A 20199-nucleotide genomic window follows, 5' to 3' on the forward strand; every position below is an offset into this window, starting at 1 on the left:
TGACTTATGAAAAGAATAATATTACTCATTAGCCAGTTACTTTTTGTCAGCTTGTCTGTAAATGCAGCGCCTGCGCAATCAGGGAAGTTAGTTAGCGTTGCACACCACCAATCAACACAATTGATTATTTCGGGTAAAGCGAAAAAAGTGACGTTAGGGGATCCGGAAGTTCTGGATATTATTGTGCTGCGTTCCAATGAGTTGTTCTTGGTGGGCAAAAAGCTTGGAACAACCAATGTGTCTGTTTGGGACAGTCGAGGCCGCTTAATTGAGCAGTTTAACGTTGAAGTCACTCACGACTTAAACACCCTAAAATCCAAACTTTATCAATTCTTACCAGATGAAAGTATTGAGGTGCACAGCGCCCAAGAAAAAGTCGTGTTAAGAGGTTTGGTCAGTACTCAGCAAAACATGGATACCGCCGTTAAGATTGCTGAAACCTTTGCCGCAGGCGATGCTGCGGATGAAGGGGAAGACGATTCAAGAGACGACAGCATGGTCATTAACCTCTTGAACATTGGTGGCGCGCAACAGGTTACTCTAGAAGTCACGGTTGCCGAAGTGCAGCGCACGTTAGTACGTCGCTTTGATTCGAACTTCCACTTCTTCCAGAAAAGCGGAGACTTCACTTGGGGGGCAACTACCGCTGGTGGTGGCATCGACAATATTGGGCCGATTCTAAATGTGCCTGCAGTGGATGACTTTGGTTTCCTCGGTTCCTTTATCGACAGTAATACACTGTTTACCTTCGCGTTAGACGTTGCGCGTCAAAACGGTGTAGCAAAAGTCCTTGCCGAGCCAAGCTTAACGGCTCTGAGCGGAACCCAAGCTGAGTTTGTTGCTGGTGGTGAGTTCCCAATCCCTGTGCCAAACGAAGATGGTATTACCATTGACTACAAAGAGTACGGTGTACAACTGGACTTTGTTCCGTACATCTTGAGTGATAAGCGCATCAATCTAAAGATGAACGTCAACGTCAGTGAAATCTCCAACTCTGGTGTATTGACCTTCAATCCTAATGAAGTGAATGCGACCTTTTTCATCCCACCGATTACAAAACGAAGTGCAGGAACCACCATCGAGCTTGCTGACGGGCAGACGATCGGTATTGCGGGCTTATTGAGTGAGAACGCACGTAATGTTGCCGATGGTATTCCGGGAGCGAGTGATTTACCGGTACTTGGCCGACTATTTAAGAGTGAAGAGTTCACTTCTGGTGAAACCGAACTCGTTATCCTAGTTACTCCAAGACTTGCAACACCTATTGACCGTCGTCGTATTACCTTGCCGACCGATGGTTTTGTAAGCCCTAACGATGTTGAGTTTTATTTGTTAGGTAAAGGTGCTGAGTTGGATTTCGACCGATACCAACTCAACGACATAAGAGAAGAAGAAACGTTTGAAAGTTTCGATCAGTTTGGTTCGTCAGATGGTGGCTCTGAGGGCAAATTTGGGCACAGCTTATAAGTGGAGAATAAGATGAAAAACATAATGATAATGACCATTTGTTTCACTTCATTCGGCTTGTTTGGCTGTGCGAATGACCCTGAGCTTGGTATCTCTGTCAGTCAATTGCGTGCAGAGCAAACTCTTAATCCAGAAGCTTGGTATGAGAATTTGGGATATTTACCAGAAGGTAGCGGACAACGTACGCAAACGAGTTTAGAGGTATACGACAATAATGGGGTAGCCAAAGATGATTAAGTGATTTATTCACTTAGGAGGGGCTATGCGACGGAAAATGAAAAGGGCAACAAGACGAACCCAAAAAGGGATTACCTTGGTGCTGATCAGCATGGTATTGCTGATCCTATTGGGCGTGGCGGCGTTTGGTATTGACCTTAACCACCAAGTCTTAAATAAAACGCGTCTTCAAAATGCCGTTGATGCAGCGGCATTGGCTGGCGCGGTTGCCGCAGATGAAAATGGCGACGTGGTAGCGGCAGAAGCCGTTGCAACAGCCACATTGAACGGTATTAGTGCTTCGTCCGGTAACTCAGAACTGGTGTTTGATGGCAGTAATACATCCATAACTTTCTCACTTGATAGAGCGACGTTTGTTGACGCTGCGAGTTTTACTGCTCCTGCTGGCGCTTATGATATCTACGTTCGTGTTGCTGTTACCGAGATTGGATTGACACAGTTTTTGAGTGGTGTGTTTGGGATTAACAAAAACATTTCGGCAAGTGCAATGGCTGGGCGAAGTGCAGGGTTTACCCAGTCATGCAACCTAACGCCGATCGCCATGTGCGGCGAGCCGACAGGCAGTGCAGAAGATGCATGGGGATATAAACCTGCTAACTATGATCCTAATGTGGACACGGATCCATCGTTGGTACATGAACTAAAAGTCGGAGACCAGAACAATACAGATATGGGGCCCGGTAACTTCCAACTTTTGGATTTTGGTCAGGGAACAGGTAACAGCGGTGCCGCATTAGTGAGAGATGCTTTGTCCGGTGCATATAACGGTTGCGCTGCAATAGGCGATACGGTGACAACCAAACCTGGTAATAGTGCTGGTCCTGTCGCTCAAGGTTTAAATGTTCGGCTGAACGACTTTTCTGGGCCGATCAAAAATGATGGTACCGTTTTGCCGGATAAGTATGTACGAGAGCCCGACGTATTAGCGGCAACGGATGAGACTTATGCCGGTAATTTGTATTACGCAAATTACTTACAAGAGCTTAGTGCATGTAGTGGTGGTTCGTCTCCGTGTGATACTTCGAGCTACATGGGGGACGGCGGATTAAATGGACGTCGTATTTTGCGCATTCCTATTGTCAACTGCACCGAGTCGACAGGTAAAACTGACTTTGATGTTTTGGGATTTGGCTGTTTCTTCTTATTACAGAAAGTGAGTAACTCAGGACAATCCTCAGTATTTGGGCAGTTCTTATATGATTGCTTAATCAATAACGGCTCTACTGGTGTTGATCCGACAGACAAAGGCTTCTATCGCATCCAGCTCTACAAAGATCCGTTTAGCGGGGCATCTTGATATGTTGAATAAAACTATTAAGCAAAAAAAACAAGCGGGCCTCGCGATTGTTGAGTTTATTGTGGCGCTGCCAATATTGCTGATGCTTACTGTGTTGGTGATTGATGTATGTCGAGCTTTTATTCAATACACTGAGGTTAATAAAGCCCTGCAAAACGGTGCCCGTTATGCGGTTGTCGATACGTATGGCACCTTAACTTTTGACGCCATAGCCGATGAAACGAGCATTAAAAATGTCGTGGTTTACGGCAGCCCAATAGCGAGTACGACGCCGATCATCGATCATATATCCGTCGGTGACATCACGATTACGCAGCCTACATTGGCCAACAAGGTCGTGACACTTTCTGCGACTTACAATTATGTCCCTATCTTTTCTACCTTACCGTTCTCCGGTCAATCATTGCAGTTCAGTATCGGTGCAACAACGACGATGAGGACAGGGCCATGATCATTAATCGCTTTAAGCAAAAGGGTGTTACCCAAGTAGAGTTCTCTCTTATCGCATTGGCCGTCATATTAGTGCTCTTTCTGATCATGGAGTTTGCGGTGTACTTCTTTTCTGTTCAGATGGTCAATGAAGTGACGCGTCGAGCGGCCAGATTAGCGACGGTATGTTACATCGCAGATCGGGATGATATTCCCAACTTACCCGCAGTATCAGATCTGTACCCCTCTGGATTTAGTGCGAATAATTTAGAAATCACTTACCTCGATGCCACAGGGGCGAATGTCGATGTGTCTGGCTTTTTATCTACCCCACCCGCTGATGACTCTGTACTAGGCGCTCAATTCTCACAAATAAAATACGTTCGCGCTCGAGCCGTAAATTACACTTTCCAGTTTTTTGTTTTGGCTGCTTTAATTAATGCAGTAGGGACAACACCTGCGTTTGAAACCATATTACCAGCCGAAAGTTTAGGGGTGTTAAGACCGGAAGGTGCAGGAACGGACGATATAGAAAATTGCTGATGGAGTAGCAGTATGCTGAAACCAGTGAAAATGAATAATGAAAACTATAAAAACCTTAAAACAAACTTGATTGTTTGGGTCGTATATTCTACGTCAAATTTTAAGCTGCATTTAACCAATGAGCTGTCTCAATGTGTCAATGTCAATGTTGAATGGATAGAACTTGATTTATTTAATGTCGATTTGGTGAGAAATAAACAAATTCCAGATCTTATTTATATTGAAACGGGGGATAACTGGGCGCAAAAAGTCGCACATGTGTACTCCAGTGACAGCAATTTGCAGCACAATCATACCGCATTAATTGTCTTTGGCGATGAAACTGATACTGCATCTCTCAAGATGGCATTACGTCTCGGAGCAACGGACCACTTTTCACGTTCGGCGGACTTAGGCGAGCTGTATCCGCTACTCAAATCAACGGCAGAAGAAAAAGTCTATAACAAGAAAATGGGTGACCTGACCTTGTTTATCAACACAAAAGGCGGCTCAGGCGCAACGACACTGGCGCTTAATACTGCGATTGAGTTGTCCAGTTATGCCAAGAGTAATGTGTTGCTCATCGATTTGGACATGCAATTTAGTGATGCGGCAGATTACTTGAACTGTAAGCCAAAATACAACATCAATGATGTTGTCGACTCGGTTAATGACCTCGATGAATTATCGTTAGAAGGTCTTGTTTACAAGCATCCATCTGGGCTCAATTATTTATGCTTTGATCAAGGTAACCTACAAGGTAATTACAACTATGCGAATGAAGTCAGCAAGTTATTACCTATTCTTCGACAATTTTATTCTCATATTATTGTCGATATGTCTCATGGGATTGAGCATGTATTCCAAAAAATCGTTTCGCCAGCTACCCATATATTTTTGGTCATGCAACAGAACGTTACGTCAGTAAAACACGCAGTAAATTACGTGAGAACCTTAGAACTGGACTATGGTTTAAGTAATCATCAGGTCGAACTTATCGTAAACCGCTTTGAGAAAAAATCGACCATCTCATTAAAAGATATTGAAAGCGCTGTTGGTGGGCACTCTATTCATTTAGTTCCAAATAACTTTGCTATTGCAATCGAGAGTGCAAATTTAGGTAACCCAATTGTTCAATCTAAGAAAAATAGTGCGATAAAAGCTTCTTTGGCTGAAATCTCACATTTATTGGAAAGCCCAACCAAGGAAAATCAAAGTTGGATTAAGAAATTTTTTTCTTAATAAGGGGGAGTCATGTTTTTCAAAAGAAAAAGCGTCGGAAGTGCGTTTCACAATACCGATGAGGCAAAAGACCAAGAATCAAAAGTGGATGAGTTAAGTCGTACGGAACACGTTGATACTCACTCTGAAAAAGCGACCTTATCTCCGGTTGAAGCTAAACTGAAAGCGATTGAAGAACAGAAAAAACAGCTGGAACAAGATCTCTCAATCAAGCATTACTACCACAAAAAATTGCTTGATACGCTCGATCTCGGGCTGTTGTCCCACTTACAAGAAGACAGAGCAAAAGAAGAGTTACGAGAGGCAGTAGTTCAACTGATTGCCGAAGATCAGACACACCCTTTGAGCTCAGAAGCGCGTAATCGCGTCATTCATCAGATTGAAGATGAAGTGTTTGGCCTTGGTCCTTTAGAACCTCTTCTGGATGATCCTACCATCTCCGATATTCTCGTGAACGGACCTAAGAACATCTACGTAGAGCGTTTTGGTAAATTGGAAAAAACGCCACACACCTTTTTAGATGAGCGCCATCTGCGCAACATCATTGACCGCATTGTTAGCCAAGTTGGGCGTCGTATCGATGAAGCATCACCTATGGTAGATGCGCGTTTGAAAGACGGCTCGCGCTTTAATGCAATTATTCCGCCTCTAGCGATTGATGGGCCATCGGTGTCGATTCGTCGTTTTGCTGTCGAACGACTCAATATGGACAACCTACTCGAGCTTAACTCCCTGTCACCAGAAATGGGTAAGTTTCTGAATGCTGCGGTTGTCGGGGAAATGAACATCCTTATCTCTGGTGGTACGGGTTCAGGTAAAACCACCACACTCAATATTCTTTCTGGTTTTATTCCTAGTGACCAACGTATCGTCACCATTGAGGACTCTGCGGAGCTTCAATTACAACAACCACACATCATTCGATTAGAAACACGACCATCGAACATCGAAGGCAAGGGGGAGATCTCTCAGCGAGATCTGGTGAAGAACTCATTACGTATGCGTCCCGACCGAATTGTGATTGGTGAGGTGCGTGGATCTGAGGCCGTGGACATGCTGTCTGCAATGAACACAGGTCATGATGGTTCTCTTGCCACGATTCACGCGAATACACCGCGAGATGCGTTGAGCAGAATTGAAAACATGTTCTCCATGGCAGGTTGGAACGTGTCGACAAAAAATTTAAGAGCGCAGATTGCTTCCGCGATAAACATCGTTGTTCAAATGGAACGTCAGGAAGACGGTAAGCGCCGTATGGTCAGTTTGCAGGAAATTAATGGTATGGAAGGGGAAGTGATCACCATGTCTGAGATCTTCACCTTCCGCCGACGAGGGGTAGACAAAGAGGGTAATGTTATTGGTGACTATGAAGCCACAGGCATTGTGCCTAGTTGTCATGACCATCTTGTTAAACGAGGCTTAGACGTACCATTGAAATCTTTAACGAAAAAGCCCGTTAGGAGAGTGTGCTATGGAAAGCCAATTCCCACTTTTCCTTGTGCTGTTGTTTTTGTCGGTATTCTTTATTAGCCAAGCGTTAATCCTTCCTTCTGCTGGTAAAAAAGTAAAACACAAGCAACTGATACAGAGGATTCAAGATAGCCACAAACACATAGACCAAGAGAGTATTTCTCTTCTTAGAGAGAATTCACTCAAGCACCTTTCTCCCCTAGAGCGATGGTTGGTGAATTTCAGCCTCTTTGATGGATTGAAGAAAAAGCTTGAGCTGGCTGGTATCTCAATGGGGTTTACCCGATTTCTGTTCTTATCTTTTCTTGCCGGGGTTGCGGTTGGGTTAGTGATCTTTATCTTTGGTCAAGAATGGTACATGTGCGTTGGGGTGACGGTTGCCTGCTGGGTCGCTATCTATTTCTATTTACAAAAAATGATTGCCGATCGCTTGATGAAGTTTGAGGAGCAATTACCTGAAGCGCTCGACATCATCAAGCGTGTTCTCCAAGCTGGTCAGCCCATCACCCAAGCATTTGGTGAGGTCGGGAACGAAATGAGTGCACCATTAGGGCCAGAGTTTCTCAACACCTTCAACATGCTTAACTATGGCTATGATTTAAGACTCGCCATCATGCAAATGTCAGAGCGTACACCTACGGTGTCTATGCTCGCGTTCTCAAGTGCCGTTCTGTTGCAAAAAGAAACGGGTGGTAACTTAGTTGAGAACATTGAAAAGCTTTCCCAAATCTTACGAGCTCGCTTCAAATTAGCACGAAAAATCAAAACGATTTCTGCTGAGTCTCGTATGTCTGCGTGGGTGCTTGTGCTCGCGCCGTTTGGACTCTACGTCATCATTTCATTGGTTCGTCCCGAATACATTGAACTGCTCCACACCACACCAATGGGCGTCAAGATGATTGTGGGAGGGATGGTGTCCTTGTTTGTTGGCACTATTTGGATTCGCAAGATCGTCAACATTGAGGTGTAACTATGAATACAGAAAGCATTCAAGCATGGTTGGCCGGTCTTGCAATTAATCAAGAGACGTTGTTGTTTGCTCTGATCCTCATTACGACGATTCTTGTGGTAATGACCATCGGCTCTATTGCTTTAGGGGTTAATTCACCAGTTAAACGCAAGCTCGCGGAGTTGTCTGGTGATAAAAGGGAAAAGGTCTCTGCCAATAGTAAAGTCGCAGACACACTAGAGTCACTTGCTCCACTCACTTCGCCAACCAGCGAAAAAGAGCGCCAAACAACACGCAATAAATTAATGCATGCGGGTTTTCATCAAAGTAACTCGTTATCAATGTTTTATGCCATTAAGTCCGTGACAACCATCATCGGTGTTATGGTTGCAACCTTGGTTTATTTGACGATTCCTGAATCGAAATACCTCTATACTTTTATGGCGTTAGCTGTGTTTGTTGGCCTAGTGCTCCCTGACTTCATTCTTCGCCGCATGATTGATAAGCGTCAAAGCGCGATTCGTGCCGGGGTTCCAGATATGCTGGATTTGCTGGTGGTTTGTACGGAGTCTGGTCTTGGTTTTAATGCGGCATTGCGTCGTGTTGCCGATGAGCTTGTGATATCTCATCCTGAATTGGCTGACGAAGTGGATACGGTGTGTAACAAAATTCAGGCAGGTAAGCCCATGCCAGAAGCGCTTCGAGAACTGGTTTATCGCACAGGTTTAGACGAATTGATGGGGCTCGTGAGTATGCTCAGCCATGCATCAAGAATTGGGGGGAGCTTAGTCAACTCCCTACGCGAATACACGGAAGATTACAGGGATAAGCGCCAACAAGCAGCGGAAGAGATGGCTGCAAAAATCCCAGTGAAAATGATGTTTCCAATGGTGCTGTTTATTTGGCCATGTTTTTTTATTGTGGCAATTGGTCCAGCGCTGATTTCACTGGCTGAAGCATTTAAATAAAAGCAGAAAAGGGATTTGTTATGTGGATTAAGAGATTTGCCATAATTTCGTTGTTGTTGCTTACCGCATGTTCAACAACAGATACGTCGTCGGACTTCAATTCGGAACTTTACTCGGGTAAACCCGTAGAGTCCCTTACCAATGATGAACCACCAAAAACAGAGGAAGAAGCGATTTCTCGAGGCGATATCGCTTTGAGTAATAAGAATGCCGACTTGGCGTTATATGAATACATCCGCTCCCTTTCTTTTCCAAACGCGAAGCACAAAGATAAAACACTCTATACCGTAGGCCGAATCCACCTTGCTCGCGACAACCAAGAGTTGGCAGATAAATCGTTTAGAGCATCATTGGCAGAGAATCCAGATAACATCGGTTCACTAGAAGAGCTAGGCACGCTCTACACCAAACGTGGGGACAGAGAGGCTGGGCGCAGTTACTACTTACGTGCACTGAATGCCGATCAAACTCGCCTCGGAGGGGATCCCAACATCACGAAAGATAATGTCTCTAAAGAAAACATTGCGACTTATCGCTACGATGAGAACTCACCTGTCGCTGCGTATTCCGGTTTAGGCGTGCTGTACGATATTCGAGGTGATCACGAACTTGCACAAACACTTTTCAGAAAAGCGCTAGATATAGAGTCGAGAAACGTGAATGCACTAGTGAGTCTGGGTTATTCCTACTACATGGAAAAACAATACTCGAAGGCAACGCACTTCACTCAAGCCGCATTGGGTTTGCAGCCTAGCAATGAAAGAGCGATTAACAACTTAGGTTTGATTGCGCTTGCAAAAGATCAACCTCGCCAAGCTCTCAATATTTTTACTCGTCATATGACGGAACCAGAAGCATTAAACAACGTGGGTTACTTCCTGATCTTGCAAGGAAAACCAGATGAGGCGATTCCTTACTTGCAACAGGCTATCGATAAAAATCCGGCTTACTATGAACTTGCTAATAAGAACCTAGAGCGTGCACTGTCTATGGTAAGAGAGCAGAAAGACACTTCAACTGCTTTTCTTCAATAAACATCTCTCTACTACGGTCATAATAATGAAAGCCACTCTTGTTGATAAGAGTGGCTTTTTTACATCGCTATCTTAATTGAACCACTGAGGAAAACGGGCAATAAACCTACCCATGAGTTTCCACAATAAGATGGTCAATATAATCGAAACATAACCATCCACAGCGTAATGCCATGCAAGATGTACTGAGCCGATTTGAATGAGCGCGGCAAATGCGTATGCAAGATAGCCGGCGGTTTTATTTAACCGGTAAAGGCTTAAAGCAACCAAAATCGCGATAGAGACATGCATACTTGGTAGCGCTGAAATCCCAGCACCTAGACCATTCTGTTGATTCTCATAGGCTTGCCACAAGTAGTTTTGCGTATTCAATGCCCATAATGATAGCCCTCCGTAGCCTTCTAAATACTGGCTTTGTGCGTTGAGCGTATCCATAAGAGGGGCAAATTGCTGATCTCCGGTTAACAACTCTAGGTAGCACGGCCCTACCGAAGAAAAGAGGGTCGCGGTGACACTTCCTAACAGCATCCACGTCAGTAAAAACGTAATCAAAAACTGGAATCTTAAGACTGGTTGGCGCTTGTATATGAGAAAGAAAAACAACACGCCCCACATGATAAAGAACCACAAGTTGTAGGCGGTGTTGAGCAGCAGTGAAGCCCAAGGTGATGAAAAGACATAGTGAGTAATTAACCATGGGTCCGAGCCTAGGTGCAGCACTCTATCCAGTTCTGCTAGCGTATGGTCGAACTCATAGGGGTTGATGACTGGAATGATGAACTTAAGGAAGGTGTAGTTTGCGAACACCACGCCAAGCGTGAGGAACAATAGGATGACAGCAACAGTTTGGTGGAGAGGAAGAAGTATCGACTTCAACTTCAATAGAAAGCGCTTCGTTGGGCGCTTTTCTTTCTTATAAAGTAAATACAGGTAGTAATAAGTACACCAAATAAGAAAAGCAGAATACGTCGCAAGGTATAGAGTGTGGAAATAGGTGTTAACGGAATACTGAAACGGAAACGAATAGTACAGCGTTAGGGCATAAATAGCCGAGGTTGTGAGTAAGCAATACAGATAGAGAAATCGGTCTTTTATGATCTCAATTTTGAGTAATACACACCACTGATAGACTTTATCGAGGGCTTCTCTTTGAGGTTTGTAGTTACTTTCTTGTGTCATAGACCGCACCTCGGGTGAGTGGCTTTATTTGTATTTAATTTCTCGATTTCTTACTTGGTGGTCTCTCAAGGAAACGCTGAAGGGTAGCGGTGAATAAGGTAACCGACGGCTTTCCAGATCAGTATGGTTAAGACGGTCGCGAAATACCCATCAATTGCGTAATGCCATGCTAAATGAACCGAACCGATTTGAATGATTAGCGCAAAAAAGTATGCAACGTAACCGGCGATTTTGTTCAGGCGGTAAATGCTCAGTGCGATTAGTACAGCGATGGACACATGCATACTTGGCATCGCAGAAATCCCGGAACCAATACTATTGGCTTGCTCAATATAGTCATGCCACAGGTGTTCTTGTGTCGCGAGCGCCCACAGTTGCCCAATTTCTATGTCTAGCAAGTATTGGTTTTGTGCTCTTAATGTCTCCATGAGAGGAGAGAAGTAATTGTTCTCTGATAAAGGCTCGACATAACAAGGTCCAACCGAAGAAAGTAAGGTGGCAAAAAAGAATCCAATCACCATCCAAGATAGGACGAAGGTAAGCAGAAACTGCTGCCTAAGTTGGGGGCGTTTTTTGTATATCAGAAAGAAAATCAGCATCCCCCACATCAGGAAAAACCAAGCGTTGTAAGCCATGTTTAACACATATGAGGACCAAGCTCCGGGAAACAGAGAGTGGGTGATAACCCAAGGGTCGACGCCAAAATGCAATACGCGGTCGAGATTGATAAAGGCTTCATCGAAACTAAATGGGTGCAGAATAGGGATCAGCGATTTCAAAAAGGTGTGGTTTGAAAACACCAAGGTCAACATCAAGACCAACGTGGCGACTGCAATCGTGCGATTTAGCGGAAAAAAAATCTGTGCCAGCTTTCGAAGAAACTGTTTAGTGGGGGACTTCTCTTTTTGAACAATAAGGTAGAAGTAGTAATAGGTACACCACATTAAAAAGGTGATGTAGCACGCGGTGCCAATCGTTTCTAAATAGGTCGTCAGTGAATAGCGAATGGGGGATTGAAAGTAGAGGGAAAGCGAATAGATAACAACAGTCGTGACTGCACAGTATAAATAAAGAACCTTGTCTTTGAGTAGGTGTACCTTTAACTCACCAAACCAAAGCGACACTTTTTGCTGCCAGTTAAGTGGCAATTCGTAATTATTATCTTGCGCCATCGATGATCCATCACCCTGATTTTCCCCACCTTATATAAGCGTAGTTGAGAAAACGGGCACTCGTGTTGAAGTGCCCGTAGTTTCTGGTTGGATGACTTGTTTGCTGTTGGATAACGAGGCGTAAGCGAAATAACTTACATCATGCCTGTCACAATGCCTGCCGCGACAAAGAACACAATCATCCAAAGTACCGACAAGTTAAGTTTCTTATGTAAGTAGAAGCCAGCTATCACAAGAGCGATGTCAATTGGGGCAACCACAGCGCTGCTGAATACCGGTTGGTAAAGTGCTGCCAATAGCAAACCAACGACCGATGCGTTTACGCCGTTGATGGCACCTGACACTGCAGGTTTACCAGCCAGTGCTTGCCAGTTCTTTAGCACGCCAAGCAGCAATAAGAAGCCCGGTAAGAACACACCCAATGTTGCGACTAGCGCGCCTAGGATAGGGGCATCAGACAGCTCGTAACCAATGTAAGTCGCGAAGGTAAACATTGGCCCCGGTACTGCCTGCGCTGCGGCGTAGCCTGTTAGGAACGCATCTTGGCTGAGTTGATCGCCAACGATGTTTTGCAATAGCGGAAGTACCACGTGGCCGCCACCGAACACTAAGCTACCCGCTTGGAAGAAGTCGCTAAACAATCCAAGCATTGGCAGGGTGTGAGCCACAAACGGCAAACCAATCAGAAGTACCGCGAACAGTGCCAATGGTGCAATGGTTGGTTTAAAAGGTTCGGCAGGCGCTGCGGATTCTTTCTTAAGATATTGAGTGCCAATCAAGCCCGCTACTACGAGTACCAGCATTTGAGTTGCGATACTCGGTGCAACCAATAACGCAATGGCGGTTGCCACACACAAGCCGGCAGTTAGTTTGCTTTGACAGAAGTTTTTGTACATTCCCCAAGTCGCATCCGCCACCACAACGACCGCCAGCAACTTCAAGCCGTGAACGATGTTTTGGAACAATGCCGTATCAGTGATCTGGCTGCTTACAATCGCAAGCGCCAACATGATGATCACGGAAGGCAGCGTGAAGCCAAGAAAAGCCATGCATGCGCCGCCTAAGCCTCCGCGTTTATAACCCAGAGCAAAGCCAACTTGGCTAGAACCAGGGCCCGGTAAGAATTGGCTCAAAGCCACGATCTGTGCGTATTCGCTGTCATCAATCCATTTGAGCTTTTCAACGAACGTTTGGCGGAAGTAACCGATGTGCGCCGCAGGGCCACCGAAACTGATCCAACCAAGCCAAAAAAAGGTTTTAAAAATGGTAAACATGTTGAGCCTGTTAAATCTCCAATAAAACTGCATCTACTGTAAGAAATGTACTAAGATGACTCAAATTAATAGTTTTAATTTCATCTATGAATGAAATGGGATGAGGTTTGTTCTGTGAAAGATGACATCCAGTGGCGCAATATCGACTTAAACCTGTTGGTGACCTTTTCTTATCTGTATCGCTATCGCAGTGTGAGTTTGGCGGCCGAGAAAAGCTTTGTCAGTCAGTCTGCTATGAGCCATAGTTTGTCGCGCTTGCGCGTGTTGTTTGATGACCCATTGTTTGAGCGTAAAGGCCATAAGATGGATCCAACCGAGCACGCGCATCATATTGCGCCCACGGTGCATCATTTATTGGATTCGATTGCCAAAGACTTACTGACGAAGTCCGCTTTCCTGCCAGAAAACTATTCTGGCGTGTGCCGCATTGGTTTAACCGACTACGCCGAATTCATCTTCGCACCACTGCTTTATGATGAAATCCGTAAGCGTGCGCCAGAAGCCCAAATCAGTTTTATTAACGTCAACCGCAGCAATTACGTGGCGATCACGGAGCACGATAAGCTAGATGTCATCATCGGCAGCATGCCGGTACTCGACGATAACTTTGAGAGCCAGTACCTCTACACAGAAAAGCACGTCTGTCTGTGTGATAAGCGAGTGTTGAAAGGTGAAACACAATTGTTGATTCACGCTTTTGCCAATATTGAACAAGCCCTCGTAAGCCCTGATGGCAGCCAGAGCACACAAGTAGATAAAAAGCTTGCTGAACATGGTTTGAGCCGAAAAGTCACTGTTGCCTCACGCAACTTCCTGACGATTCGAAACTTGCTTAAACAGCGAGAGTTGGTTGCGATTGTGCCGGAGAAAATGGCGCAAGCGGAAGGGTTCTCGGACGATTTGGTGAGCGTCCAGCCGCCGATTGCGGTAGCGGATTTTGATATCGCGATGTTGTGGCATACCAGCCGTAACAACGAGGATAAAGGAATTTGGCTGCGTCAGCTGGTGGCAGAATTGATTACAGGGAGCAACGAAGGCTCCCTGTAATTGACGACTGATTTCTACTCAGTGAAGAAGTCGTTGTACAGCATGTAAAGGTGCGCTGCGCTCCATGAGAAGTTCGGTGCGCCTTGTTGATCGCCCGTCAGTGGGTTGTAGTTCTCACGAATCGGGCCATCTTGCACTAGGCCGTCTGCATGCTGGAAGAAGGCCGTTGCCATCTCAATGGCGTCGTCACGATAGCCGTATCTGTCCATGCCTTTCAAGCCGAAGTAGAACTGATCGACCCACACGCGCCCACGCCAGTAAATATCAGGGCCAAAGGCTGGGTTCGATAGCGCAGCCGTACCCAGTGGCACATACGTGTTGAACTCATTGCTGTCTTTCATCACTTTTACGACGGAATCAGAATGAGCTTGAGTCGCCGCACCATTAAACAGTGGCGACCAACCCTCCGGTCCCATACCGCGCTCGACAATCGGTTTGCCTGCACAGCCATTTGCCAGTGGTTTATCTTCGATGCGAATGTCGTAGAAGAAGCCTGTCGACTCATCGAACATACAAGTGTTGATGTAGTTCGCCAGATGTTTTGCCTTCGCTCGGAAGTCTTTGGCTTCGTCTTCTTTGTCTAACATGTCCGCCATTTCGGCCAGATATTGGTTATCGCTGTACATGTAGCTCGCTTGGTCGACGGATTCTTGTAGCAGTGAGTAACCCAGTAAGGTGCCGTCTTCAGCGCGGTTCTGAGCAAATTCTACATCCCAATCGCTGCGCTTACCGCCTTTGGCAACGTAAGCATCAAGCTGTTCTTTATCGATGAAGCCAAATACCGCTGCGTCATCGCGGCCAGACTCCCAAGACGCGGCAGTTTGTGCTGGGCTCTCGATGTAATCGTAATTACCCTCTGACATCACTTTTGCCAGCGCTTTCTTGCCCACGATCGTTTCATGCTCTTCGCCGCGAACCACCGTAAAGTACATTTCACCTTCTGGCGTGTTGTGTGCTTTGTCTACCGCAGCGCCGTATTCAGGAACGCCGTTGCCGTTGTTATCGCGGTTACGCAGCCACCAGTTGTGGTACGCCACAAGCTTCGGATACATCTCTTCGATCCATGCCTTATCGCCGGTGGTTTTGTGCACTTCCATTACCGCCCATGCAGCAAGGCTTGGTTTGGTGTTACGTTCGTTCCAGTTGCCACCGTCGCCGCCACGTTCTGGGCTTAAGTTGTAAGCCAATAGATCCGGCACATAACCCTCATCCCAAGGGCGAACAGGATCGTTTGCTTGAATTTGATAAGCGAACATCGCACGAATGTTGTCTTTCGCGACATCTGGATTGAAGTGCGCCATCGCATAAGCTTGCTTCCATGTGTCCCAAGGCCAAGTTTGGTTACCTGAGAACCAACGTGCTGTCACGGATGGGGTTACAGAATCAAACTTCATCGCACCTGCGACACCGCGCCAGTTACCGTTCAAGGTTTCCATCGATTTCACCGCCACGCGTTCTTGCTCTGGTGTGGCGTGTGGGTTGGTTAGACCTTTAGTTAGATAGTCTTCCCAACGCTGCTCAGAAGCTGAAAGGTAAGCTTCTGGATTTGCCAAAATGTCTTGAATCTTCGCTTGTTCAGCTTGGTTTTCTTTTGCGGTTAGGACATGAGAGTAGGTGGTGTAAATCGTGGTTGAACCGTCGATTTCCGCCGTAGAAGTAAACTGATGACCATCTACTTGAGTGTCCATATCGATGGACTTATGGATTTGGTATTCAGACTCGCCAGAGGTCAGCAGATCCCACGTTGAACGTACTTTGCCAAACGTTACCTTTAAGCCGTCATCTGTCGTGACGATAGTGCGGTTGTAATTTGGGTACTGCTCATCAATGGTTTTATCTGATTGGGATTTGCCTTCCTTCGCGTGGTACTTCTCAAGCAGTTGCCCGTCCCATACGAGTTCAACAGGGGCGTCTGTGGTGATGCTGGTTTCCAACAGAGAAGTGCGGTCAGAAGCAAAGCGCAGTGTCATCTCTACAGTGACATCATCAGAGGTTAGCTTTTGCACCAATGCGCCCGGCAAGCTGTACGCTTCCATTTCGAAGGCGACTTTTTTGCCATCTTTGTACACGCTTAAGCGATCAAAATTATTGGCCATAAAGTTGATGTATTCTTCGGTCAGGAGCGCAGTACCAGGAAAGCCACCCATACCTTCTGCATTGTCAGGCAATAGGTGTCCGTGCCATGCGCCCATATCGAAAAATGGATTAAAACGCTGGTGGTCATCAAAGTCGTAATCGCGCATGTATTCTGGAGAGCCAGTACGGTCAATTACATTCTTAAACTCGCTCGCTTGTAACGGTGCTTCGGAAGTTGTGACGGTATTACAGCCAGAGAGTGTCACCGCTGAACCAACGGCTAAAGCAATTAGGGTTTTACGTAGAGTCATGTTTGGTTTCTCGGTTTACCAGTAGAAATATTGCATTGCGAAAACTTGAGCATCGCCCGTCACGTTGTCATCCCCGACAGCGAAGCGACTATCAAATGCGGTTGCCCATGTGCCGTTGGCATATTCCCACCACACGCCGGCGTTGATGTAAGAAGTGATTTCGTCTTCAGCGGTATCTGATTCAAAGTTGGCGTAGTTGTAGGCCGCTGATAGATAGATACCCGGAGCGGCTTCATACCATGCACTGGTCATAAAGCCTGATTCGCTGCCGTCTGAAACTTGGTTGCCCTTATCGGTGTCGTGCCATACACGCGCGGCAACGTTTTTGTATTCCGCGCCAATGAGGAACAGTTCACCACCGTCGTTGTTACGGACTTCTGCGCCGCCCATAAGCGTTAAGTGTTCAGCAATGTCGTATTGGATGTAACCGTTGACCATGGCGTTCTTATCGATCCATTGATCTGCGAAGCGGTCGTATTTACCAAAGTTGACCCAAGAATCATCTTCAGAGAAGTCCGACTCAGGAGCCGCTGAAATGCTGTAGCGGAATTTACCTTCAAGGTTTTGGATCTTAGCGCCCAAGAACACGTCTCGTGTATTGGAGATCACGTAGCCATATTCGACCGTCGCATCGCCCCACCATTGAACGTCATCCAGAGAAGAGTCCATACGGCCAATCATAAACTCGGTGTTGCCATCGGTGCGGTAGCCGGCATAGAAACGGTTGAAGCCACCCTCGAAGCCTCCCCAACCATGGCCTGTCGCCCAAGCATTGCCATCGTCGTCGGCTTGAACTGTCCAACCTTCCATATACGCAAGGCCGAACCAGTTACCGTATTGGACTGCGAGGCCACCCTCGATGTAAGTACCGTCTGCGTAGCGGCCTTTATTTTCGCCTTCTAACGCGACATGGCCACCAACGCCTAATTCGCCGTAAAAGTCGAAGCTGACTTCTGCGTCGGATTTTGGAGGTTGAGTAGGGCTATGGTCAGCTTGGCTTTCAGATGCATGGACATTGACAGCGGTAAGAATCAATCCGGACAAAACAGTTTTAGTAAAACAAGTCTTCATTTTAGTCGCTTCTTAATTGAGTAGGATTTATGGTTTGCTGACGTGGCTGAATTTATATTGGGGTGCTCTAAAGGCTTTAGGATCAGCTCGTGTGCAAACTTGGGATCAATTTTATCGATCAAATGGTATTTGATTAAATGCTCTATAGTTAAATTGCGATCGATATTTAGTAAAGTTTTACTTATTATTTTTATGGATTGAGAGCACTTATATAGGAAGAGGGAATGATGGTTTTTGCTATGTAATTGCGCCCTAGAATACAGCTGAAGAGCGGTGGTTTTGCAGGGGAAGCAGGACAAAAGCAAAAAGAGCATCACGAAGATGCTCTTTGAATAATTGGGGGATTAGCGCCTATTTATGATTGCGTTACTGGCTCTTGTGCCTTTTCTTGCATTGCTTGTTGTTTGATAGCTTGCTTCTTTTCAAAGCGAGAAATCCACCACCAAGCCAGAGCAGAGAAGACGGCAGTCATAAACACGTTGATGAAGAACGCACGTACCAAATCAACACCTGTTGGGAATGCCGATGCGGTCATGCTCACCACGAAGATGACAATCAGTACCGACACCACACTCATGCCCACTTTGCGTGAACCCATACGGAAGTCGCGCGGTGTATCGTCGTGTTTTAGACGGAACACAAAGTACGCAATCATGATGAAGATTGGCGGTAGCATCGCCGTACCTGCGGTTAGGTTGATCGCTTGGTTCATCATGTCTTGCACGGATTCTGAACCAAAGCCGTTAACGATCAGCATCACCACAACGAATGCGAATTGCCACCATGCTGCACGCACTGGTACACCGTGTTCGTTTAGCTCTGTGGTTTTCTCGCCGTATACACCTTTTGGAATTTCAGAGAAGTGAATTTTTACTGGTGCTGCAGTCCACATCATCATTGAGCCAAACATCGCGATGAACAAGATGATGCCAACGAAGCGTCCAACCAATACTGTTGAAATGTCGAAATATTGCGCCATGCCAGTAAAGATTTCTACCATGCCGCCTGCGTATGTTAGGTCTTCACGCGGAACGAACACGTTCACCAAAAGTGAGCCAATAGCGTACATCGCACCAATCAAGATGCCCGCCATGATGATCACTTTGATGAAGGCTTTTTGGCCGCCTTTTACGTCTTTCAGGTAAGCCGCTGCGGTTTCTGCACCACCTGCTGCTTGGAAGATCCAACACATAATACCTAGCGTCGCCCAGTTAATAGTTGGGCTCATTGCTTCTAGCGTGATTGGTTCTGCTGGCGTGTAGGAGTCACCGCCTAATGCCATGAGCGCGCCGAGAACGTAAATGCCGAATAGGGCAAACACACCGTAAGCAACCAGCTCAGAAATTTTGCCCAACCAAGATGCGCCTTTGGTTGAAATGTGGGTCGCCGCTGCGAACAGAACAATCGAGATCACCGACGTCACCATTGGTGAGAAGGTGTATTCGTAACCAAGCATTGCGTAAGACGCATAAGCAATCACGTTTGGAAGCAGAGACACAAACCAGAATAGGTTCACGAACCAGTAGAGGAACGAACCTAGGTAAGCAGCTTTAGAGCCAAGTGGTTGTTTAAGCCAGTCGTACATGCCTGACTCAGAGTTTTTGTTCGCCGAAACGAACTCCGCAATGATGAATACAAATGGAATGAAGTAAACGATCGTCGCGAAAAGGAAGATAGGGGCAGAGCTAAGGCCAAGCTCAATGTTGTTGTTCACGATGTTACGGACGTTAAATACCGCCGCAAATGTCATCGACAGCAAGGCGAATTTGCCAATGGTGCCGCGCATAGATTCAGACATAGAGTCCTCCGATGAATCACGTCAATTCCCTTCGTAACTCAGTGATAGTGCTATTGACCGTTTTATCATCCTTGGGCGAATATTATTCGTAATCGCGTGGGATTGCTGAGGTCTACAACTGATCTGTGATCTGAATTACTTTGGGTTTATTTAATTATTTTGTTGTTAGGCCAGACGCGTTGTCTGGCCTTGCCTGTAAGCCGTTATTTATTTAGGAAATAGCCATCTTCGATGGTCACTTTGAGCACCACTTTTCTTACTCGGTTGTCACCGTGGAAGCGGTACGCTTTATCGTTATCAAAAATTGCAACTTGGCCTTCGCAAAGCTCGCGAGTATCACCTTGACCAGAGAGAAATTCGCGGTCAGTTTCATCACGGTATGCTTGCTCTAGGCGTAAATCTGATTTGTCGGCGAACTCCACAGTTTCGCGGCCTTCTAGGTAGTAATGCACGTCGAAGTAGCGGCGGTTCCCTTCAAACAGGTCGGTTTGTTTTGTCCCGTCTTCAATCATGTAAACTAGAGAGTCACCAATCGAATACATCACGCCGTCTTTGATGTTGGCGATGTTCTCAATCGCTTCCACGCAGCGGTTCCATTTACGACCGTCGCGGTACACGACTTTGAATTGTTCTAAGTTGTCTAAAACGATCATGGA

18 protein-coding genes are annotated in these 20199 nt (G+C 46.0%); 11 read left to right on the forward strand and 7 right to left on the reverse strand.

Features of this window, described 5'->3' with window-relative positions; genetic code table 11:
- The first annotated feature begins 6 nt into the window (after window positions 1-6).
- Genes KJB05_RS04060 through KJB05_RS04105 form a run of 10 tightly spaced genes read left to right on the forward strand, consistent with a single transcriptional unit; the run spans window position 7 to window position 9615 of the window.
- Complete coding sequence (locus KJB05_RS04060; RefSeq protein WP_009707504.1) at window positions 7-1467, forward strand: type II and III secretion system protein family protein; 1461 nt, start codon at window positions 7-9, stop codon at window positions 1465-1467.
- Window positions 1468-1479: 12 nt separating this feature from the next.
- A complete protein-coding gene (locus KJB05_RS04065) occupies window positions 1480-1704 on the forward strand; it encodes a hypothetical protein (protein ID WP_009707503.1) in 225 nt (74 codons plus the stop codon).
- A gap of 25 nt (window positions 1705-1729) precedes the next feature.
- Window positions 1730-3001 (forward strand): pilus assembly protein TadG-related protein, encoded by a 1272-nt coding sequence (locus tag KJB05_RS04070; protein ID WP_208444500.1) that lies wholly within the window; start codon window positions 1730-1732, stop codon window positions 2999-3001.
- 1 nt (window position 3002) lies between these two features.
- A complete protein-coding gene (locus KJB05_RS04075) occupies window positions 3003-3452 on the forward strand; it encodes a TadE family protein (protein ID WP_208444501.1) in 450 nt (149 codons plus the stop codon).
- Window positions 3449-3973 carry a TadE/TadG family type IV pilus assembly protein gene (locus tag KJB05_RS04080; RefSeq protein ID WP_208444502.1) on the forward strand — a complete coding sequence of 175 codons (525 nt, stop codon included), beginning with the start codon at window positions 3449-3451 and terminating at the stop codon, window positions 3971-3973. The genes KJB05_RS04075 and KJB05_RS04080 overlap by 4 nt, the downstream gene beginning before the upstream one ends.
- 12 nt (window positions 3974-3985) lie before the next feature.
- Window positions 3986-5194 (forward strand): AAA family ATPase, encoded by a 1209-nt coding sequence (locus tag KJB05_RS04085; RefSeq protein ID WP_208444503.1) that lies wholly within the window; start codon window positions 3986-3988, stop codon window positions 5192-5194.
- A gap of 12 nt (window positions 5195-5206) precedes the next feature.
- A complete protein-coding gene (locus tag KJB05_RS04090) occupies window positions 5207-6724 on the forward strand; it encodes a CpaF family protein (protein WP_208444504.1) in 1518 nt (505 codons plus the stop codon).
- Window positions 6666-7634 carry a type II secretion system F family protein gene (locus tag KJB05_RS04095; RefSeq protein ID WP_009707496.1) on the forward strand — a complete coding sequence of 323 codons (969 nt, stop codon included), beginning with the start codon at window positions 6666-6668 and terminating at the stop codon, window positions 7632-7634. The genes KJB05_RS04090 and KJB05_RS04095 overlap by 59 nt, the downstream gene beginning before the upstream one ends.
- 2 nt (window positions 7635-7636) lie before the next feature.
- Entirely contained in the window at window positions 7637-8581 is a 945-nt protein-coding gene (locus KJB05_RS04100) for a type II secretion system F family protein (RefSeq protein WP_039986176.1), read from the forward strand.
- A 20-nt stretch (window positions 8582-8601) separates the two neighbouring features.
- Entirely contained in the window at window positions 8602-9615 is a 1014-nt protein-coding gene (locus tag KJB05_RS04105) for a tetratricopeptide repeat protein (protein WP_005436549.1), read from the forward strand.
- 72 nt (window positions 9616-9687) lie between these two features.
- Here KJB05_RS04105 and KJB05_RS04110 read toward each other — a convergent pair whose 3' ends face one another.
- From KJB05_RS04110 to chrA, 3 genes are all read right to left on the reverse strand, one after another.
- The gene (locus tag KJB05_RS04110; protein ID WP_208444505.1) at window positions 9688-10794 is read right to left on the reverse strand and encodes a phosphatase PAP2 family protein; all 1107 of its coding nucleotides are present in this window, start codon (window positions 10792-10794) and stop codon (window positions 9688-9690) included.
- 65 nt (window positions 10795-10859) lie between these two features.
- On the reverse strand, window positions 10860-11966 hold the full coding sequence (locus KJB05_RS04115) for a phosphatase PAP2 family protein (protein ID WP_208444506.1): 1107 nt from the start codon (window positions 11964-11966) through the stop codon (window positions 10860-10862).
- Window positions 11967-12100: 134 nt separating this feature from the next.
- Window positions 12101-13240 carry a chromate efflux transporter gene (chrA, locus tag KJB05_RS04120; RefSeq protein ID WP_208444507.1) on the reverse strand — a complete coding sequence of 380 codons (1140 nt, stop codon included), beginning with the start codon at window positions 13238-13240 and terminating at the stop codon, window positions 12101-12103.
- Window positions 13241-13330: 90 nt separating this feature from the next.
- On the opposite strand from chrA, the gene KJB05_RS04125 reads away from it, so the two are divergent.
- Window positions 13331-14287: a LysR family transcriptional regulator gene (locus KJB05_RS04125; protein WP_208444508.1), complete on the forward strand. Its 957-nt coding sequence runs from the start codon at window positions 13331-13333 to the stop codon at window positions 14285-14287.
- A 14-nt stretch (window positions 14288-14301) separates the two neighbouring features.
- On the opposite strand, the gene ygjK is transcribed toward KJB05_RS04125, so the two are convergent.
- From ygjK to KJB05_RS04145, 4 genes are all read right to left on the reverse strand, one after another.
- A complete protein-coding gene (gene ygjK / locus KJB05_RS04130; protein WP_208444509.1) occupies window positions 14302-16674 on the reverse strand; it encodes an alpha-glucosidase in 2373 nt (790 codons plus the stop codon).
- A 15-nt stretch (window positions 16675-16689) separates the two neighbouring features.
- Window positions 16690-17745 carry a protein YgjJ gene (gene ygjJ / locus KJB05_RS04135; protein ID WP_038894227.1) on the reverse strand — a complete coding sequence of 352 codons (1056 nt, stop codon included), beginning with the start codon at window positions 17743-17745 and terminating at the stop codon, window positions 16690-16692.
- Between the two features lie 355 nt (window positions 17746-18100).
- The gene (locus KJB05_RS04140; protein WP_208444510.1) at window positions 18101-19543 is read right to left on the reverse strand and encodes an amino acid permease; all 1443 of its coding nucleotides are present in this window, start codon (window positions 19541-19543) and stop codon (window positions 18101-18103) included.
- 203 nt (window positions 19544-19746) lie between these two features.
- Window positions 19747-20196 carry a beta-galactosidase subunit beta gene (locus KJB05_RS04145; protein ID WP_208444511.1) on the reverse strand — a complete coding sequence of 150 codons (450 nt, stop codon included), beginning with the start codon at window positions 20194-20196 and terminating at the stop codon, window positions 19747-19749.
- Between the last annotated feature and the right edge of the window lie 3 nt (window positions 20197-20199).

The sequence above is a fragment of the Vibrio sp. B1ASS3 genome (assembly GCF_905175355.1).
Taxonomy (GTDB): Bacteria; Pseudomonadota; Gammaproteobacteria; order Enterobacterales; family Vibrionaceae; genus Vibrio; species Vibrio owensii.

Bases quoted from the DNA above. Each gene is read 5' to 3' on its own strand.
- KJB05_RS04140 (WP_208444510.1), bottom strand. From the start codon at position 19,543: ATGTCTGAATCTATGCGCGGCACCATTGGCAAATTCGCCTTGCTGTCG.
- KJB05_RS04105 (WP_005436549.1), top strand. From the start codon at position 8,602: ATGTGGATTAAGAGATTTGCCATAATTTCGTTGTTGTTGCTTACCGCA.
- KJB05_RS04095 (WP_009707496.1), top strand. From the start codon at position 6,666: ATGGAAAGCCAATTCCCACTTTTCCTTGTGCTGTTGTTTTTGTCGGTA.
- KJB05_RS04110 (WP_208444505.1), bottom strand. From the start codon at position 10,794: ATGACACAAGAAAGTAACTACAAACCTCAAAGAGAAGCCCTCGATAAA.
- chrA (WP_208444507.1), bottom strand. From the start codon at position 13,240: ATGTTTACCATTTTTAAAACCTTTTTTTGGCTTGGTTGGATCAGTTTC.
- KJB05_RS04125 (WP_208444508.1), top strand. From the start codon at position 13,331: ATGAAATGGGATGAGGTTTGTTCTGTGAAAGATGACATCCAGTGGCGC.
- KJB05_RS04065 (WP_009707503.1), top strand. From the start codon at position 1,480: ATGAAAAACATAATGATAATGACCATTTGTTTCACTTCATTCGGCTTG.
- KJB05_RS04100 (WP_039986176.1), top strand. From the start codon at position 7,637: ATGAATACAGAAAGCATTCAAGCATGGTTGGCCGGTCTTGCAATTAAT.
- KJB05_RS04075 (WP_208444501.1), top strand. From the start codon at position 3,003: ATGTTGAATAAAACTATTAAGCAAAAAAAACAAGCGGGCCTCGCGATT.
- KJB05_RS04080 (WP_208444502.1), top strand. From the start codon at position 3,449: ATGATCATTAATCGCTTTAAGCAAAAGGGTGTTACCCAAGTAGAGTTC.
- KJB05_RS04115 (WP_208444506.1), bottom strand. From the start codon at position 11,966: ATGGCGCAAGATAATAATTACGAATTGCCACTTAACTGGCAGCAAAAA.
- KJB05_RS04085 (WP_208444503.1), top strand. From the start codon at position 3,986: ATGCTGAAACCAGTGAAAATGAATAATGAAAACTATAAAAACCTTAAA.
- KJB05_RS04070 (WP_208444500.1), top strand. From the start codon at position 1,730: ATGCGACGGAAAATGAAAAGGGCAACAAGACGAACCCAAAAAGGGATT.
- KJB05_RS04145 (WP_208444511.1), bottom strand. From the start codon at position 20,196: ATGATCGTTTTAGACAACTTAGAACAATTCAAAGTCGTGTACCGCGAC.
- ygjK (WP_208444509.1), bottom strand. From the start codon at position 16,674: ATGACTCTACGTAAAACCCTAATTGCTTTAGCCGTTGGTTCAGCGGTG.
- KJB05_RS04090 (WP_208444504.1), top strand. From the start codon at position 5,207: ATGTTTTTCAAAAGAAAAAGCGTCGGAAGTGCGTTTCACAATACCGAT.
- KJB05_RS04060 (WP_009707504.1), top strand. From the start codon at position 7: ATGAAAAGAATAATATTACTCATTAGCCAGTTACTTTTTGTCAGCTTG.
- ygjJ (WP_038894227.1), bottom strand. From the start codon at position 17,745: ATGAAGACTTGTTTTACTAAAACTGTTTTGTCCGGATTGATTCTTACC.